The organism is Cupriavidus respiraculi (assembly GCF_914271545.1).
In the GTDB taxonomy this organism is placed as follows: Bacteria; Pseudomonadota; Gammaproteobacteria; order Burkholderiales; family Burkholderiaceae; genus Cupriavidus; species Cupriavidus respiraculi.
Window position 1 is genome coordinate 578,182 of the sequence record NZ_CAJZAH010000002.1, and the last position, 15,766, is coordinate 593,947.

Consider the following 15,766-nt stretch of genomic DNA (forward strand, 5'->3'; position numbering starts at 1 on the left):
GGATGACGGCAAACAGCGGCGAGGGTCAGGCGAGCAGACCCGCGCCGGAGAGCGCCTTGCGAACGACCTCGTGGTAGTCCGTCGACAGCGGGGTCAGCGGCAGGCGGATACCGCCCTGCATCCGGCCCATCTGCTGCAACGCCCACTTGACGGGAATCGGGTTCGCCTCGACAAACATGGCCTTGTTCAGCGACACCAGTTCCATATGAATGCGCCGCGCGGTGATGGCGTCGCCCTTGAGCGCGGCCACGCACAGCTCGTGCATCTTGCGCGGCGCCACGTTGGCGGTCACCGAGATATTGCCGTGGCCGCCCAGCAGCATCAGCGCGATCGCCGTGGGGTCGTCGCCGCTGTAGATCGCGAAGCCTTCGGGCGCATCCTTGATCAGCTGGGCCGCGCGATCGATATTGCCGGTGGCTTCCTTGACGCCCACGATGCCCGGCACCTGCGCCAGGCGCAGGATCGTCTCGTTGCTCATGTCGGCCACCGTGCGGCCCGGCACGTTGTACAGCAGCACCGGCAGGTCCACCGCTTCCGCGATGGTGCGGAAATGCTGGTACATCCCTTCCTGCGTCGGCTTGTTGTAGTACGGCACGACCTGCAGCGAGGCATCCGCGCCGACTTCCTTGGCGAAGGCGGTCAGCTCGATCGCCTCCCTGGTGGAGTTGCCCCCGGTACCGGCGATGATGGGGATGCGCTTGCCGGACTGTTCGACGGCGACGCGGATCAGCTCGCAGTGCTCGTCGACCGAAACCGTCGGCGATTCGCCGGTGGTGCCGACGATCACGATGCCGTCGGTCCCCTCGGCCGCGTGCCAGTCGATCAGGGCACGCAGCGCCGGGTAGTCCAGGCTGCCATCCTCGAGCATCGGGGTGACGATAGCCACGATGCTGCCGGTAATCTGTGTCATAGCGTTAGGATTTTTCGGGATGCGAATCCCGGGATTGTACCGGATACGCAAGGGCATTCGGCCGCTTGCGGGACCCCACGCAGGGATAGCACCAACAACGCGCGAGCCGGCTTTCCGGCTGACGTGGCGCCCGGGTCTCAGCCCCTGGCGGCGCCGTCCAGCGGATACCGGGGCGGCAGGCCGGCGCCGGCCCCTTCGGTCACCTCGCGCACCGCACAAAGGCGCTGCACAAAGGCGGTTTTGGGCACTTCGACGACCCCGTCCTCATAGGCCACCACGCGCAGCCGGCCGTGGACCGCCTCGAGCAGCTCGCCCGGACGCAGCAGGAAGGCGGGGTTGGACGGCTTGCCCACCGTCTCGTTGCCGGCGGCAAAGGTTTCGTACAGCAGCACGCCCTGCGGCGCGAGCGCGTCCAGCAGATGCGGCCACAGCGGGCGATGCAGGTAGTTGGTGACCACCACGGCGTCGAACGGCGCAAACCCGGACAGCGGCCAGTCGCCCTGCTCCAGATCGGCGGCGAGGCGACTGACTTCGTCCGGCAGCCCCGCCAGGGCCTGGGCGTCACGGTCCACGCCCAGCACGGCGTAGCCGCGCGCGGCCAGCCAGCGGGCATGCCGGCCGCCCCCGCACGCGAGGTCCAGCACCCGGCCGCCCGGCCGGATCAGGTGCGCCCAGCGCGCGATCCACGGCGAGGGCTGGCTCAGGGCCGCGTGCGTGGGAGCGTTCGTCTGCATGACCGGCAACGTCCGCTCAACGATAGCCGAGGCCCATGGCGTCGCGCACTTCGGCCATCGTCTCGCGCGCGGCCTGGCGCGCCTTGTCGCAGCCGTCGTCGACGATCGCGCGCAGCAGCGCCGGGTCGTCCATGTATTTCTGCGCGCGCTCCAGCATGGGCTGCTGCTCGCGCAGGATGCCGTCGATCACCGGCTGCTTGCATTCGATGCAGCCGATGCCGGCGCTACGGCATCCCTGCTGCACCCACTCGCGTGTCGGTTCATCCGAATACACCTGGTGCAGTTGCCACACCGGGCAGCGCGTGGGCTCGCCGGGATCGGTGCGGCGCACGCGGGCCGGGTCCGTCGGCATGGTGCGCACCTTCTTTTCCACCGAGGCCTTGTCCTCCCGCATGCGGATGGTGTTGCCGTACGACTTGGACATCTTCTGGCCGTCCAGGCCTGGCATCCGCGACGCGGCGGTCAGCAGTGCCTGCGGCTCGACGAGAATGGTCTTGCGCGAGCCGGTCAGGTAGCCCAGCAGCAGTTCGCGGTCGGCGCCCGAGAGGCTCTGCGACTGCTCCAGCAGCGCGCGGCCCTCGTCCAGCGATTCGGGTGCGCCCTGCTCCTGGTAGGCGCGGCGCAGGTCCAGGAACGCCTTGGTGCGCTTGCCGCCAAGCTTCTTGGCCGCTTCCTGCGCCTTTTCCTCGAAGCCCGGCTGCCGGCCGTACAGATAGTTGAAGCGGCGGGCGATCTCGCGCGTGATTTCCACGTGCGGCACCTGGTCTTCGCCCACGGGCACGCGGCCGGCGCGATAGATCAGGATATCGGCCGCCTGCAGCAGCGGGTAGCCGAGGAAGCCGTAGGTGGCCAGATCCTTGTCCTTGAGCTTCTCGATCTGGTCCTTGTAGGTCGGCACGCGCTCGAGCCAGCCCAGCGGCGTGCCCATGGCCAGCAGCGTGAACAGTTCCGCGTGCTCGGGCACCCGGCTCTGGATGAACAGCGTGGCCTGCTGCGGATCGACGCCGGCCGCCAGCCAGTCCGTCAGCATCTCCCACACCGACTCGCCGATGACCTCGGTCGATTCGTAGTGCGTGGTCAGCGCGTGCCAGTCGGCGACGAAGAAAAAGCAGGGAAACTCGCCTTGCAGCTGGACCCAGTTTTTCAGCACGCCGTGATAGTGGCCGAGATGCAGTGCGCCGGTGGGGCGCATGCCGGAGAGAACGCGGTCGGGAAACATATTGTTGGAATCAGTGTTTCGGGGGGAGAGGTTGCGGCGGCAGCGCCGGCGCGGCGCGCCGCGATGCCAGGGTCCGGATCATTGCACCAGCGCGAGGATCGGTTGCAGCATGAACTGCACCACGGAGCCGAGCAGGCCCATCACCGGCTGCATCCACACGCGCGTGATCACGCCGGCTGCCAGCAGCGCCAGCACCACGAAGATGCCGTACGGCTCGATGCGGGACACGGCATAGGCGATACGCTGCGGCAGCAGCGCGGTCAGTACGCGGCCGCCGTCCAGCGGCGGCAGCGGGAACAGGTTGAAGGCGGCCACGACCAGATTGACGAGCACGCCGGCGCGCGCCATCTGGCTGAAGAACGGTTCCTGCACCTGCGCCAGCACCAGGCCCAGCGCCACCAGCGCCCAGGCGAATGCCTGCGCCAGATTGCTGCCCGGGCCGGCCAGAGCCACCCACATGCCGTGCCAGCGCGGATTGCGCAGCCGGCCGAAGGCCACCGGCACCGGCTTGGCATAGCCGAACACGAACGCGCCGTTGGTCAGGAAATACAGCAGCAGGGGCACGGCGATGGTGCCGATGGGGTCGACGTGCCGGACGGGATTCAGGCTGACGCGGCCCAGCATATAGGCCGTGTTGTCGCCGAAATGCTTGGCCACGTAGCCATGCGCGGCCTCGTGCAGCGTGATGGCGAACAGCACGGGCAAGGCGTAGACCGCGAAGGTCTGAATCAGAGAGGAATCCATGGGGGGCTATTGTAACGGGCTGGCCGCCCGGAAAGCCGCATGGCGTCGCCGGCGCGGCAAAAAGGCTGGCGCCGCGCTCAGGCGCGCCTCACAGTCCGAAGCGTTTCATGTCGCCGCAGCCTTCGCGCACCAGCACCGGCTCGCCGCTGGTCAGATCGACCACGGTGCTGGGCCGTCCCGGCGCCGGCCCGCCGTCGATCACCAGGTCCAGCTGCTTCTCCAGCCTGGCGCGGATCTCGGCGGGGTCGTTCAGCGGTGCCTCGTCGTCCGGCAGCTGCAGCGTGGCGCTGATCAGCGGCTCGCCGGTCTCGTGCAGCAGGGCCAGCGGAATGGCGTGGTCGGGCACCCGCACGCCGATGGTCTTGCGCGCCGGATGCGACAGGCGGCGCGGCACTTCCTTGGTCGCCTCGAGGATGAACACGAAGGGGCCGGGCGTCGCGCCCTTGATCCAGCGGTACTGCCGGTTGTCGACGCGCGCGAAATTGCCCAGCTCCGACAGGTCGCGGCACATCAGCGTCAGATGGTGCTTGTCGTCGATGCCGCGCAGCCGGCGCAGCCGCTCCACCGCGGCCTTGTCGTCGAGCCGGCAGGCGAGCGCATAGCTGGAGTCGGTGGGCAGGGCCAGCAGCCCGCCCTTGGCGATGATCTGCGCGGCCTGCTTGATCAGCCGCGTCTGTGGATTCTCGGGATGGAGCTCGAAGTACTGGGACATGGACGGTCGGGATCGGTCTGGAGACTGGCGGTGCGTGCCTTACCAGTCGTGCCAGACCGGCGTGACGGAGGGCGGCAGCGGCGGCAGCGTGCCGATCTCCACCCGGCCTTCGCCCGGCCCGTGGAAATCCGAGCCGCGCGAGGCCAGCAGGCCATAGTGGCGCGCGACCACGGCGTAGCGCTGGTACTGGTCGGGCGTATGGCTGCCGGTGACCACTTCCACGCCGGCGCCGCCGAGCTGCTTGAACTCGTCGAACAGCGCATCGTGCTGCAGCGGCGAATAGTTGTAGCGCCCCGGATGCGCCATCACGGCGATGCCGCCGGCGGCGCGTATCCAGGTGATGGCCTCGGACAACGTGGCCCAGCGGTGGCCCACGTAGCCCGGCCGCCCTTCCGACAGGTATTCGCCGAACACCTCGCCCACGCTGGCGCAGATGCCGCGGTCCACCATCCAGCGCGCGAAGTGCGTCCGGGAGATCAGGTCCGGATTGCCGACGTACTGCAGCGCGCCCTCGTAGGCGCCCTCGATGCCGACGGCCTGCAGGGCCTCGCCGATATCCTGCGCCCGGCGCGCGCGGCCCGAGCGGGTGGCCGCCAGTCCCTCGACCAGGGTCGGGCAGAACGGGTCGATCTGCAGGCCGACGATATGGACGGTCTGGCCGGCCCAGGTCACCGAGATCTCGACGCCAGGCACATAGCGCATGCCCAGCGCCTCGGCGGCGGCGCGGGCGGCCGCCTGGCCGCCGACTTCGTCGTGGTCCGTCAGCGCCCAGTACGCGACGCCCGCGGCATGGGCGCGGGCGGCCACGTCCTCGGGGGCCATGGTGCCGTCGGAAACGACGGAATGACAGTGCAGGTCGGCGTTGATGGCGTGTGGATCTCGCATGCCGCCATTCTACTCCCGGAGTTTCGTGCGTTCCCGCGCGATGCGCGCCACCGGGCGCGCCGCTATGTGCGCCAGCGCGCAGGCGGGCCCGCCCGGCATGCGGCGCGATAGCCCTTTCGCCAACGCTGGCGTGGGGCGCCGGCGCGCCATCGCGCGGTATAGTGGGCGCCTCGAATCCCCCGTCGGCGGCGCCGCGCGCCGCCTGCCAAGTCATGCAAGCCTCTGCCCCGCCCTCCCGCCCCGCCGATTCCGCCTCCCCGCACCACAGCGATGCCAGCACGATCCGCACCGACGTGCTGATCGTCGGCGCCGGCCCTGTCGGCCTGTTCGCCGCATTCCAGGCTGGGGTGCTGGGTCTGCAATGCCAGATCATCGACGTGCTGGACCGCGCTGGCGGCCAGTGCACCGAGCTCTATCCCGAAAAGCCGATCTACGATATTCCCGCCGTGCCGGGCTGCCTCGCGCAGGAACTGGTGGACCGGCTGCTGGAGCAGTGCGCGCCGTTCGCCGTGCCCATGCATTTCGGCGAGCGCGCCAACAGCGTGCAGGAACTGCCCGACGCCGCGCCGGAACAGGGCGAGCACAAGCCCCTGCACCGGCTGCTGGTGACCACCGACGCGGGCAAGCGCTTCGACGTGGCGGCGGTGCTGATCTGCGCCGGCGCGGGCGCGTTCGCGCCCCAGCGCGTGTCGCTGCCCGAGGCCGCCGCGCTGGAAGACCGTCATCTGCACTACGCGGTGCGCGACGTGTCGCGCTTCGCCGGCAAGCGGGTGATCGTGGCCGGCGGCGGCGATTCCGCGCTCGACTGGGCGCTGGCGCTGCGCAAGGTGGCGGCGCGCGTCACGCTACTGCACCGGCGCGAGGGCTTCCGCGCCGCGGACGGCACCGTGGCCGAGATGCGCGCCGCCGTGGCCGCCGGCGAGATGGACTTCGTGGTGGGCATGCTGGGCGCGCTGGACACCGACGGCGGCAAGCTGACCGCCGCGCGGATCCGCACCCGCGACGACACGCTGACCGTGCCGGCCGACGAGCTGGTGGCGCTCTATGGGCTGGTGTCAGAGCCAGGCCCGATCGCCCACTGGGACCTGGACATGCGCGCCGGCCGCATCATGGTGGACACCACCACCTACGAAAGCTCGCGGCGCGGCATCTTCGCCGCGGGCGACATCGCCTTCTACAGCAACAAGCAGAAGCTGATCCTGTCGGGCTTCCACGAGGCCGCGCTGGCGCTGCGTCGGGCCTATCACTATGCCTTCCCCGAGAAGGCGCTGGTGCACGTGCACACCAGCAACAACGCGGCGCTGAAGGAAAAGCTGACCCACGCCTGACCCGGTCCGGCCCGGCACCCCGGGGCCTCAGGCGCAGAACGACTCGATCATCTCCGCGACGATTTCGGGCTGGTCGTGGTGCAGCATATGGCCGGCGTCGTCGATCACGGCCTCGCGAAAGTCCCGGAAGGCCGAGAAGCGCTGCCGGAATTCATCCAGCGGTTGCTTGTGGGCGATATGGCGCAGGGTTTCGGAATCGCGCGCCTCCACATGGAGCACGGGCGCGGTGACCGCGGCCCAGATCGCCATCACCTCGTCCAGGCGGTACAGCATGGGGTTGACCAGCTTGTGCGCCGGGTCGCCGAGAATCTCCCAGCGGCCCGCCTCGTTGCGGCGCGACCAGTGCGCCGCCAGAAACGCCGCGCGGTCGTCGCGCAGGCGCGGATTGGTCTTCTTGAGCCGCGCCGCGACCGCCTCCACGCTGTCGTAGGTCTTCAGCGGCGGCGGCTCGCGCAGTTCGTCGAGCCAGCGCGCGTAACGGCCCGGGGCCTGGGCCGCGCGCGTCGCCGTCATGCCGAATCCTTCGAGGTCCACCACGCGCCGCACCCGCTCCGGGCGGATGCCGGCGTACAGGCATACCGCGTTGGCGCCCATGCTGTGACCGACGAGGTTGACCGCGCCGCGCGGTGCGTAGTGGTCCAGCAGCCCTTCGAGATCGGCAAGGTAGTCGGGGAACCAGTACGAACTCGTGCCGGGATAGCGGGTGGGCCGGTCGGTTTCGCCGAAGCCGCGCCAGTCGGGCGCGATCACGTGCCAGTCGCCGCGCAGCGCGTCGGCCAGGAACTGGAACGAGGCTGCCACATCCATCCAGCCGTGCAGCAGGAACAGCTGCGGGGCGCCGGGCTTTCCCCAATGCCGCACGTGGTAGTTCAGCCCGCGCAGCGTGATAAATTCCGAGCGCGAGGTCTCTTTGATCGTCATGGTCTCCCCCGATTTTCGACCACTTGTTGGCCGTTGGTGTCGGGGTCTGCCGCCCACGACGACGGACGCCCCGATATTGTTTCGAACATCCTAAAAGAACGATCGTTCGGTTGCGGCGATTATAGCGAGTCGGGCCACAGCAGGCCGCCCGGCGCTGATCCCGCCTGCCGCCGCCGCGCGACAAAGGGAGACAAGCATGGCCGTATCCGCGTTGCCGGCGAGCCGGCGCGACGACTATTCCGCGCTGTACCAGGACTTCCGCTGGCATGTGCCCGAGTATTTCAACCTCGCCGAGGTGTGCTGCGGACGGTGGGCGCGCGACCCCGCCACGGCGACCCGCGTGGCGGTCCATACCGAGCACGAGGACGGCCGGCGCGCGAGCTACCACTACGGATTCCTGCAGGCGGAGGCGAATCGCCTGTCGCGGGCGCTGCAAGAGCTGGGCGTGCAACGCGGCGACCGGGTCGCCATCGTGATGCCGCAGCGCATCGAGACCGTAATCGCGCATCTGGCGATCTACCAGCTCGGCGCCATTGCCATGCCGCTGTCAATGCTGTTCGGCCCCGAGGCGCTGGCCTATCGCCTGGAGCACAGCGATGCGCGCGTCGCCATCGCCGACGAGACCTCGCTGGACAACGTGCTCGCCGCCCGCCCGGAATGCCCGGCGCTGGCCACGGTGATCGGCGCCGGCGGCGCCGCGCACCGGGCCGACCATGACTGGAGCGCCCTGCTGGCGGCGCAGTTGCCCGAGTTCACCGCGGTACGGACCAAGGCCGACGAGGCCGCGGTGCTGATCTACACGAGCGGCACCACCGGGCCGCCCAAGGGGGCCGTGATTCCGCACCGGGCACTGATCGGCAACCTGACCGGTTTCGTCTGCTCGCAGAACTGGTATCCGCAGGACGACGACGTGTTCTGGAGCCCCGCGGACTGGGCCTGGACCGGCGGCCTGTGGGACGCGCTGATGCCGGCGCTCTATTTCGGCAGGCCCATCGTCGGCTACCAGGGCCGCTTCTCGGCCGAGCTCGCCTTCGAGATCCTGGAGCGCTACCGCGTCACCAATACCTTCCTGTTCCCCACCGCGCTCAAGCAGATGATGAAGACCTGCCCCGAGCCGGCGGGGCGCTACGACCTGCGGCTGCGTGCGCTGATGAGCGCCGGGGAGGCGGTCGGCGAGACGGTGTTCGACTGGTGCCGCGACGCGCTGGGCGTGGTGGTCAACGAGATGTTCGGGCAGACGGAGATCAACTACATCGTCGGCAACTGCACCGCGCAGAACGACGATGGTCAGCCCGGCTGGCCGGCCCGCCCCGGCTCGATGGGGCGCCCCTACCCGGGCCACCGCGTCGCCGTGATCGACGACGACGGACGGCCGTGCGCGCCTGGCGAAGACGGCGAGGTGGCCGTCTGCACCACGGACATCCACGGCCATCCGGACCCGGTCTTCTTTCTCGGCTACTGGAAGAACGAGGCGGCCACCGCGGGCAAGTTTCTCGAAGCCGACGGCCTGCGCTGGTGCCGCACCGGCGACCTGGCGCGCGTCGACGAGGACGGCTACCTGTGGTACCAGGGCCGGGCCGACGATGTGTTCAAGTCCTCCGGCTACCGCATCGGCCCGAGCGAGATCGAGAACTGCCTGCTCAAGCATCCGGCGGTGTCGAACTGCGCCGTGGTGCCCTCGCCGGACGCCGAGCGGGGCGCCATCGTCAAGGCCTTTATCGTGCTGACGCCCAGCGTCGTGCGCTCGTCCGAGGCCGACGCGGCGCTGACCGCCGAGCTGCAGCGCCATGTGCGAGGCCAGCTTGCCCCCTACGAATACCCGAAGGCAATCGAGTTCATCGACCAGTTGCCGATGACCACCACCGGCAAGATCCAGCGGCGGGTGCTGCGCGTGCAGGAGGAAGAGCGCGCCCGCGCGCGGCAGGCCGGTTGAGCGCCGCCGGCGGCGCGGGCCCGGCTAGCCCGCGCTGGCCTCCAGCCACGCGAGTTCGTCGTCGTCGAACCCCGCCGCGCGCCGCGCGCTCAGATTGAACGGCGGCCGCAGCCGCGGCGCGCCGTAGCGCGAGGCCAGCTCGGGATAGGTCGCGAGCGGATCCAGGCCCTGCCCCGCGCAGAGCCAGCGGTACCAGCGGTTGCCGATCGCGACATGGCCGACCTCGTCGCGCAGGATGATGTCGAGGATGGCGGCCGCGGCATGGTCGCCGGCGTCCGCCAGCTTGCCGCGCACGGCCGGCGACGCATCCAGCCCCCGCGCCTCCAGCGTGCGCGGCACCAGCGCCATGCGCGCGAGCACATCGGCCGAGGTCTTCTCGGCCATCTCCCACAGGCTGTTGTGCGCCGGAAAGTCGCCGTAGGCGGCCCCCAGCCCGGCCAGATGCTCGGCCAGCAGGCTGAAATGCAGCGCCTCCTCGTCCGCCACGCGCAGCCAGTCGCGGTAGTAGTCGGCCGGCATGCCGGGGAAGCGCCAGGCCGCGTCGAGCGCGAGGTTGATGGCGTTGAACTCGATATGCGCCAGCGCGTGGATCATCACGGCGCGGCCTGCGGGGGTATGAAGCGCGCGCCGGCGGGCGGCCCGCTGGGGCGGCACCAGCTCGGGCCGCGCCGGGCGGCCCGGCACGGGCGAAGCGGCCACGATGGCGTCGCCGATGCCGAAGGCATCGTCCGCCGCCTCCCGGCTCAGCCGGCCCAGGGCACGTGCGGCGCCCGCCTTGGCGGCAGGATCCGTCATGGTCAGCACATCCAGCGCCTGGCGGCGCAGCGACGGGAACGGGAAAGCGGGGTTGGGGTCGGCGGGAGGGCTGGCGGGCATGGGCGTAAAATCCGGGATGCCGCCATTGTAGAGCCGGGCAGCGGCCCTGCCCGTCCTCTGCCCTTTAACGGGCGGCGGCCATCCCCATATTCCAAAGATTCTTGTGCAGGAGACCTCATGGCGCTTTACCAGCTCGGCGATATCGCCCCGACCATCGATGCCGAGGCCTATGTGGCGCCGGAAGCCACCATCATCGGCAACGTGACCCTGAAGGCCCGGGCCAGCGCCTGGCCCGGCGTGGTGATCCGGGGAGACAACGAGCCCATCGTGGTCGGCGAGTCGAGCAATATCCAGGAAGGGTCGGTGCTGCATACCGACCCGGGCTGCCCGCTGACCATCGGCGACAAGGTCTCCATCGGCCACCAGGCCATGCTGCATGGCTGCACGGTGGGCGAGGGATCGCTGATCGGCATCCAGGCGGTGGTACTGAACCGCGCGGTCATCGGCAAGGAATGCCTGGTGGGCGCCGGCGCCGTGGTGACGGAGGGCAAGGTCTTCCCGGACCGCTCGCTGATCCTGGGCGCGCCCGCCAAGGTGGTGCGCGAGCTGACCGACCAGGACGTGGCCAACCTGTACCGCAATGCCGAGACCTACGCCACGCGCCAGGCCATGTACAAGACCGAACTCAAACGTATCGACTGAAGCCTCGGCTGGGGCGCCCGCGGGCGCCTGCCGGCCTCACTGATGGACTATCGTGACTGACACCCCCACCCTTACCCCGACCCCCGCCTCCGACATCCTGCAGAAGTTCGTCTTCGACGCCGCGCCCGTGCGCGGCGAGCTGGTGCGGCTGGACGCCACGTGGCGCGAGGCGCTGAACCGCCAGGCCTACCCGACGCCGGTGCGGCGCCTGCTGGGCGAAATGATGGCGGCCGCGGCGCTGCTGTCGGCCAACCTGAAGTTCAACGGCGCGCTGGTGATGCAGGTGCACGGCGACGGACCCGTGCGGATGCTGGTGGTGGAGTGCCTGTCCGACCTGTCGATGCGCGCTACCGCCAAGCTGGCCGAGAACGCCGAGATCCCCGACGACGCAACGCTGCGGCAGATGGTCAACGTGCACGGCAAGGGCCGCTTCGCGATTACGCTGGACCCGCAGGACAAGCTGCCGGGCCAGCAGCCCTACCAGGGCATCGTCCCGCTGTCGGACCGCGACGGCCCGCTGTCGTCGATGAGCGCGGTGCTGGAGCACTACATGCACGCCTCCGAGCAGCTCGACACGCGCCTGTGGCTGGCGGCCGACGACCATATCGCCGCCGGCATGCTGCTGCAAAAGCTGCCGTCGTATGGCGGCACGCTGGAAGGCCAGCCGGGCCGCCCGCCGGCCGAGGTCGGCGAGACCGGCGCCCCGCTGTCCGAACACGGCCGCGCGCAGGACCTGGACACCTGGGACCGCGCCTGCCAGCTCGGCGCCACGCTGGGCGACGAGGAACTGCTGGCCGAGCTGCCGGAAACGCTGCTGCACCGGCTCTTCTGGGAAGAGGTCGAGACCACCGGCCTGCGCGTGTTCGAACCGATGACGCCGCACTTCCACTGCTCGTGCTCGCGCGAGAAGGTGGCGGGCATGCTGCAGTCGCTGGGCCAGCCCGAGATCGAGAGCATCCTCGAGGAACGCGGCGCCGTGGACATCCAGTGCGACTTCTGCGGCCAGGACTACCACTTCGACCCGGTCGACTGCGCCCAGTTGTTCATGCCGGCGCACGCGGTCTCCGGCGCGGGCGGCACCGGGCACCAGCACTGAGCACGCCGGCCGCATCGCGGCCCGGCGCACCCGCGGAGCCGGAACTTTTCGGCTACATCTTGGCGTCCAATGCAAAGACCGGAATAACTCGCAGAAGGTGACGATCATGTCCGCCAGCCTCAGCCGCCTCGACTCATTTCGCCGGGCCCTGCCCTCCGCCCTGGCCCGCCGCGGGCTGGCTGCAACGCTGGCACTGGCCGGCGCCGCGCCGCTCGGCGGCTGCGCCACCGAACTGCCGCGCGACATCAACGGCTCGCCGCCCACGGCGCGGCTGGTTCCGAACGCTGTGCCGCCGGCGCCGCTGTCTGCCCAGGAACGCGAGCGGCTGGCGGCGCTGAACGAACAGGTGCTGCGCGACCAGGAGGCTGCCATCGCGCGCGACCAGCAGGCGGCGGCGTGGGCGCGCGCCTACTCCTATCCGCGCACGAGCTACAGCCTGTATTACGGCGGCTGGGGCGGCGGTGGATGGGGCGGAGGGGTCAGCGTGGGATCCCCGGGATACTGGGGCTGGGGTGGCTATCCGTACTGGTGGTGACCGGGCGGAAAGCGGCGGATCGGCCGTGCCGGTCGGGCCTGGGGGAACAGGCCGGCGATGTGAACTGCCGCCCTACGGCTTCCTGGCCGGTGCCGGCGCGGGCGGCGGCAGGGGCGGCGTGGCGCTGACCTTGGGCGCCGGGGCGACGAACTGCACGAACACCTCGCCGTCCTTGACCATGCCCAGCTCGTAGCGGGCCCGCTCCTCGACGGCGCCGGTGCCGTCCTGCAGATCCTGCACTTCCCCTTCCAGCTTGGCGTTGCGCAGCTTGAGCGACTGGTTCTTTGCAGCCTGCTCGTTCACCTGCTTGTTCAGGTCCCACACGCGCAGCCAGCCGCCCTTGCCAAGCCAAAGCGGATACTGGATAGCGAGCAGCACCACGAACAACAACAGCGAAATCAGGCGCATGGCAACGGTCTTGCGAAAAACGGGGAAGGCGGTCGCAGCAACACTGCGAAAGCGGCAAGCGCCGGCCGGCGGTCAGGCCAGCCAGCGCCGGACATAGCTTAACGCAGGTTGTAGAACGCGCTCTTGCCGGGGTAGCTGGCGATATCGCCGAGATCTTCCTCGATGCGCAGCAGCTGGTTGTACTTGGCGATGCGATCCGAGCGCGACAGCGAGCCGGTCTTGATCTGGCCGGCGTTGGTGCCCACCGCGATATCGGCGATGGTGCTGTCCTCGGTTTCGCCCGAGCGGTGCGAGATCACGGCCGTATAGCCGGCGCGCTTGGCCATCTCGATGGCGGCGAAGGTCTCGGTCAGCGTGCCGATCTGGTTGATCTTGATCAGGATCGAGTTGCCGATGCCCTTCTCGATGCCTTCCTTCAGGATCTTGGTGTTGGTGACGAACAGGTCGTCGCCCACCAGCTGCACGCGCTGGCCCAGCTTGTCGGTCAGCACCTTCCAGCCGTCCCAGTCGCCTTCGGCCATGCCGTCCTCGATCGACACGATCGGGAACTTGTCGCACAGATTGGCCAGGTAGTCCGCCCACTGGGTCGAGTTCAGCGTCAGGCCCTCGCCTTCCAGGTGGTACAGGTCCTCGCCCTCGCGGAAGAACTCGCTGGAGGCGCAGTCCAGCGCCAGCAGCACGTCTTCGCCGGCGCGGTAGCCGGCCTTCTCGATGGCCTGCAGGATGGTGTTCAGGCATTCCTCGTTGGAGGCGAAGTTCGGCGCGAAGCCGCCTTCGTCGCCCACCGCGGTGGACATGCCCTTGTCGGCCAGGATCTTCTTCAGTGCGTGGAAGATTTCCGCGCCGCAACGCAGCGCTTCGCGGAAGCTGCCCTGCGACACCGGCATGATCATGAATTCCTGGATGTCCAGGCTGTTGTTGGCATGCGCGCCGCCGTTGACGATATTCATCATCGGCACGGGCATCTGCATGGCGCCCGAACCGCCGAAGTAGCGGTACAGCGGCAGGCCGGCTTCCTCGGCGGCGGCCTTGGCCACGGCCATCGACACCGCCAGCATGGCGTTGGCGCCCAGGCGGCTCTTGTTCTCGGTGCCGTCCAGGTCGATCAGCGTGCGGTCCAGGAACGCCTGCTCGGACGCGTCCAGGCCCATGATGGCCTCGGAGATCTCGGTATTGATGTGCTCGACGGCCTTCAGCACGCCCTTGCCCAGGTAGCGCGACTTGTCGCCGTCACGCAGTTCGATGGCTTCGCGCGATCCGGTGGAAGCGCCCGACGGCACCGCGGCCCGGCCCATCACGCCAGACTCGAGCAGAACGTCGCATTCGACCGTGGGATTGCCGCGCGAGTCGAGAACCTCCCGACCGATGATATCTACGATTGCACTCATGGATTCCTCTTGGACTGTTGATGCTGGATTAACCTTGGGACGCGGGCCGATCCGCGGTGCCTGCCAGACCTGCGCGGCGGCCGGGCTCTACCTTGCCTCGCGACCGTGACAGGCGCCCGTACGGTGGCGCACCGAGGCGGGCCCGGGAAGCGCTCAGACGCCCTCGACCACGATCATGTTCATGCGCGCGGCATTCTCGCGCGCCTTGCGGGCGGCGCGGTACGTCTCGCCCTCGTAGAAGCCCCTGGCGGCCTCGACGCTGGGAAACTTCAGCAGCACGACGCGCGTCGGGTTCCATTCGCCCTCGAGCTGCTGGACCTGGCCGCCGCGCACCAGCACCTCGGCGCCATGCTCCTGCATGGCCTTGCTGGACAGGACCTTGTACTGCTCGTATTGCTGGGGATCGGTGACGTCGATGTGGGCGATGATGTAGCCGGCGGGCATGCTTCTATCTCCGGAGTTGTCTCGGTTTGGATCGGATCCGCTTGTCGTTGTCGTCGGTCCCGCGGGACCATCGCCACCGCCGTCGCGGCGGTGGCGGGGCCGGGCTCAGGCGCAGGCCGGCCAGGCGAAATTGTCTTCCAGGAAGCCGGCGCGCTTGACCAGGGAGTCCAGGTCCTTGAGCACCGACAGCAGTTCCTTCATGCGCGACAGCGGCACCGCGTTGGGGCCGTCCGACATGGCCTTGCTCGGGTCCGGATGCGTCTCCATGAACAGCCCCGCCACGCCGACCGCCACGGCCGCGCGCGACAGCACCGGCACGAATTCGCGCTGGCCGCCGGAGCTGGTGCCCTGCCCGCCCGGCAGTTGCACCGAGTGGGTGGCGTCGAACACCACCGGCGCGTTGGTCTCGCGCATGATGGCGAGCGAACGCATGTCCGAGACGAGGTTGTTGTAGCCGAAGGACACGCCACGCTCGCAGGCCATGAAGCTGTCTTCCGGCAGACCGGCTTCGCGGGCCGCGTCGCGCGCCTTGTCGATGACGTTCTTCATGTCATGCGGCGCGAGGAACTGGCCCTTCTTTATATTGACCGGCTTGCCGCTCTGCGCGCAGGCGCGGATGAAGTCCGTCTGCCGGCACAGGAAGGCGGGGGTCTGCAGCACGTCCACCACGGCCGCCACCGGCTTGATCTCGTCCACCTCGTGGATGTCGGTCAGCACCGGCACGCCGATCTCGCGCTTGACGGTGGACAGGATCTCCAGACCCTTCTCCATGCCCAGCCCGCGGAACGACTTGCCCGACGAGCGATTGGCCTTGTCGAACGACGACTTGTAGATGAAGGGAATGCCGAGCGCAGACGTGATCGCCTTCAGCTCGCCGGCCGTATCGAGCGCCATCTGCTCGGACTCGATCACGCAGGGACCGGCGATCAGGAAAAACGGCTTGTCGAGACCGACGTCGAATCCACATAGTTTCATGGCGAACTCCTCTGTT

17 protein-coding genes are annotated in these 15,766 nt (G+C 69.2%); 5 read left to right on the forward strand and 12 right to left on the reverse strand.

Translation table 11 applies throughout. From position 1 onward, the window contains the following. Window positions 1-25 precede the first annotated feature (25 nt). From dapA to LDO27_RS10350, 6 genes are all read right to left on the reverse strand, one after another. The gene (gene dapA / locus LDO27_RS10325; RefSeq protein WP_222201352.1) at window positions 26-910 is read right to left on the reverse strand and encodes a 4-hydroxy-tetrahydrodipicolinate synthase; all 885 of its coding nucleotides are present in this window, start codon (window positions 908-910) and stop codon (window positions 26-28) included. 137 nt (window positions 911-1,047) lie between these two features. Further along, window positions 1,048-1,644, reverse strand: a complete 597-nt coding sequence (locus LDO27_RS10330) for a class I SAM-dependent methyltransferase (protein ID WP_224041570.1) — start codon at window positions 1,642-1,644, stop codon at window positions 1,048-1,050. A 16-nt stretch (window positions 1,645-1,660) separates the two neighbouring features. Beyond that, the gene (locus tag LDO27_RS10335; RefSeq protein WP_224041572.1) at window positions 1,661-2,863 is read right to left on the reverse strand and encodes a tryptophan--tRNA ligase; all 1,203 of its coding nucleotides are present in this window, start codon (window positions 2,861-2,863) and stop codon (window positions 1,661-1,663) included. A 78-nt stretch (window positions 2,864-2,941) separates the two neighbouring features. Further along, window positions 2,942-3,607, reverse strand: a complete 666-nt coding sequence (locus LDO27_RS10340) for a site-2 protease family protein (RefSeq protein ID WP_222201355.1) — start codon at window positions 3,605-3,607, stop codon at window positions 2,942-2,944. A gap of 88 nt (window positions 3,608-3,695) precedes the next feature. Then, on the reverse strand, window positions 3,696-4,319 hold the full coding sequence (locus tag LDO27_RS10345) for an L-threonylcarbamoyladenylate synthase (protein ID WP_222201356.1): 624 nt from the start codon (window positions 4,317-4,319) through the stop codon (window positions 3,696-3,698). A 39-nt stretch (window positions 4,320-4,358) separates the two neighbouring features. Continuing rightward, a complete protein-coding gene (locus tag LDO27_RS10350) occupies window positions 4,359-5,204 on the reverse strand; it encodes a 3',5'-nucleoside bisphosphate phosphatase (protein ID WP_222201357.1) in 846 nt (281 codons plus the stop codon). Between the two features lie 212 nt (window positions 5,205-5,416). Here LDO27_RS10350 and LDO27_RS10355 point away from each other — a divergent pair, with 212 nt between their 5' ends. Beyond that, window positions 5,417-6,532, forward strand: a complete 1,116-nt coding sequence (locus LDO27_RS10355) for an NAD(P)/FAD-dependent oxidoreductase (protein WP_224041574.1) — start codon at window positions 5,417-5,419, stop codon at window positions 6,530-6,532. Window positions 6,533-6,559: 27 nt separating this feature from the next. On the opposite strand, the gene LDO27_RS10360 is transcribed toward LDO27_RS10355, so the two are convergent. Further along, window positions 6,560-7,453: an alpha/beta fold hydrolase gene (locus LDO27_RS10360; RefSeq protein WP_222201359.1), complete on the reverse strand. Its 894-nt coding sequence runs from the start codon at window positions 7,451-7,453 to the stop codon at window positions 6,560-6,562. A gap of 196 nt (window positions 7,454-7,649) precedes the next feature. Between LDO27_RS10360 and LDO27_RS10365 the strand changes: the two genes are divergently transcribed. Then, the gene (locus LDO27_RS10365) at window positions 7,650-9,386 is read left to right on the forward strand and encodes an acyl-CoA synthetase (RefSeq protein WP_224041576.1); all 1,737 of its coding nucleotides are present in this window, start codon (window positions 7,650-7,652) and stop codon (window positions 9,384-9,386) included. A gap of 24 nt (window positions 9,387-9,410) precedes the next feature. Here the strand turns inward: LDO27_RS10365 and LDO27_RS10370 are convergent, their stop codons facing one another. Next, complete coding sequence (locus tag LDO27_RS10370; protein ID WP_224041578.1) at window positions 9,411-10,262, reverse strand: ferritin-like domain-containing protein; 852 nt, start codon at window positions 10,260-10,262, stop codon at window positions 9,411-9,413. 117 nt (window positions 10,263-10,379) lie between these two features. On the opposite strand from LDO27_RS10370, the gene LDO27_RS10375 reads away from it, so the two are divergent. The 3 genes from LDO27_RS10375 (at window position 10,380) to LDO27_RS10385 (ending at window position 12,535) form a co-directional block, all read left to right on the forward strand. Next, entirely contained in the window at window positions 10,380-10,904 is a 525-nt protein-coding gene (locus tag LDO27_RS10375; RefSeq protein WP_222201362.1) for a gamma carbonic anhydrase family protein, read from the forward strand. A 52-nt stretch (window positions 10,905-10,956) separates the two neighbouring features. Then, window positions 10,957-12,000: an Hsp33 family molecular chaperone HslO gene (gene hslO / locus LDO27_RS10380; protein WP_224041580.1), complete on the forward strand. Its 1,044-nt coding sequence runs from the start codon at window positions 10,957-10,959 to the stop codon at window positions 11,998-12,000. Between the two features lie 106 nt (window positions 12,001-12,106). Then, window positions 12,107-12,535: a hypothetical protein gene (locus LDO27_RS10385; protein ID WP_224041582.1), complete on the forward strand. Its 429-nt coding sequence runs from the start codon at window positions 12,107-12,109 to the stop codon at window positions 12,533-12,535. Window positions 12,536-12,607: 72 nt separating this feature from the next. Here the strand turns inward: LDO27_RS10385 and ftsB are convergent, their stop codons facing one another. The 4 genes from ftsB to kdsA form a co-directional block, all read right to left on the reverse strand. Further along, window positions 12,608-12,943 (reverse strand): cell division protein FtsB, encoded by a 336-nt coding sequence (gene ftsB, locus LDO27_RS10390; RefSeq protein WP_224041584.1) that lies wholly within the window; start codon window positions 12,941-12,943, stop codon window positions 12,608-12,610. Window positions 12,944-13,041: 98 nt separating this feature from the next. Next, a complete protein-coding gene (gene eno, locus LDO27_RS10395) occupies window positions 13,042-14,331 on the reverse strand; it encodes a phosphopyruvate hydratase (protein ID WP_222201366.1) in 1,290 nt (429 codons plus the stop codon). Between the two features lie 153 nt (window positions 14,332-14,484). After that, window positions 14,485-14,775: a DUF1330 domain-containing protein gene (locus LDO27_RS10400; RefSeq protein WP_222201367.1), complete on the reverse strand. Its 291-nt coding sequence runs from the start codon at window positions 14,773-14,775 to the stop codon at window positions 14,485-14,487. A gap of 105 nt (window positions 14,776-14,880) precedes the next feature. After that, window positions 14,881-15,750, reverse strand: coding sequence for a 3-deoxy-8-phosphooctulonate synthase (gene kdsA, locus LDO27_RS10405; RefSeq protein ID WP_224041585.1), 870 nt, complete (start codon window positions 15,748-15,750; stop codon window positions 14,881-14,883). Window positions 15,751-15,766 lie beyond the last annotated feature (16 nt).

Coding starts and splice junctions, on each gene's coding strand:
- dapA (WP_222201352.1), bottom strand. CDS start 910: ATGACACAGATTACCGGCAGCATCGTGGCTATCGTCACCCCGATGCTC.
- LDO27_RS10330 (WP_224041570.1), bottom strand. CDS start 1,644: ATGCAGACGAACGCTCCCACGCACGCGGCCCTGAGCCAGCCCTCGCCG.
- LDO27_RS10335 (WP_224041572.1), bottom strand. CDS start 2,863: ATGTTTCCCGACCGCGTTCTCTCCGGCATGCGCCCCACCGGCGCACTG.
- LDO27_RS10340 (WP_222201355.1), bottom strand. CDS start 3,607: ATGGATTCCTCTCTGATTCAGACCTTCGCGGTCTACGCCTTGCCCGTG.
- LDO27_RS10345 (WP_222201356.1), bottom strand. CDS start 4,319: ATGTCCCAGTACTTCGAGCTCCATCCCGAGAATCCACAGACGCGGCTG.
- LDO27_RS10350 (WP_222201357.1), bottom strand. CDS start 5,204: ATGCGAGATCCACACGCCATCAACGCCGACCTGCACTGTCATTCCGTC.
- LDO27_RS10355 (WP_224041574.1), top strand. CDS start 5,417: ATGCAAGCCTCTGCCCCGCCCTCCCGCCCCGCCGATTCCGCCTCCCCG.
- LDO27_RS10360 (WP_222201359.1), bottom strand. CDS start 7,453: ATGACGATCAAAGAGACCTCGCGCTCGGAATTTATCACGCTGCGCGGG.
- LDO27_RS10365 (WP_224041576.1), top strand. CDS start 7,650: ATGGCCGTATCCGCGTTGCCGGCGAGCCGGCGCGACGACTATTCCGCG.
- LDO27_RS10370 (WP_224041578.1), bottom strand. CDS start 10,262: ATGCCCGCCAGCCCTCCCGCCGACCCCAACCCCGCTTTCCCGTTCCCG.
- LDO27_RS10375 (WP_222201362.1), top strand. CDS start 10,380: ATGGCGCTTTACCAGCTCGGCGATATCGCCCCGACCATCGATGCCGAG.
- LDO27_RS10385 (WP_224041582.1), top strand. CDS start 12,107: ATGTCCGCCAGCCTCAGCCGCCTCGACTCATTTCGCCGGGCCCTGCCC.
- ftsB (WP_224041584.1), bottom strand. CDS start 12,943: ATGCGCCTGATTTCGCTGTTGTTGTTCGTGGTGCTGCTCGCTATCCAG.
- eno (WP_222201366.1), bottom strand. CDS start 14,331: ATGAGTGCAATCGTAGATATCATCGGTCGGGAGGTTCTCGACTCGCGC.
- LDO27_RS10400 (WP_222201367.1), bottom strand. CDS start 14,775: ATGCCCGCCGGCTACATCATCGCCCACATCGACGTCACCGATCCCCAG.
- kdsA (WP_224041585.1), bottom strand. CDS start 15,750: ATGAAACTATGTGGATTCGACGTCGGTCTCGACAAGCCGTTTTTCCTG.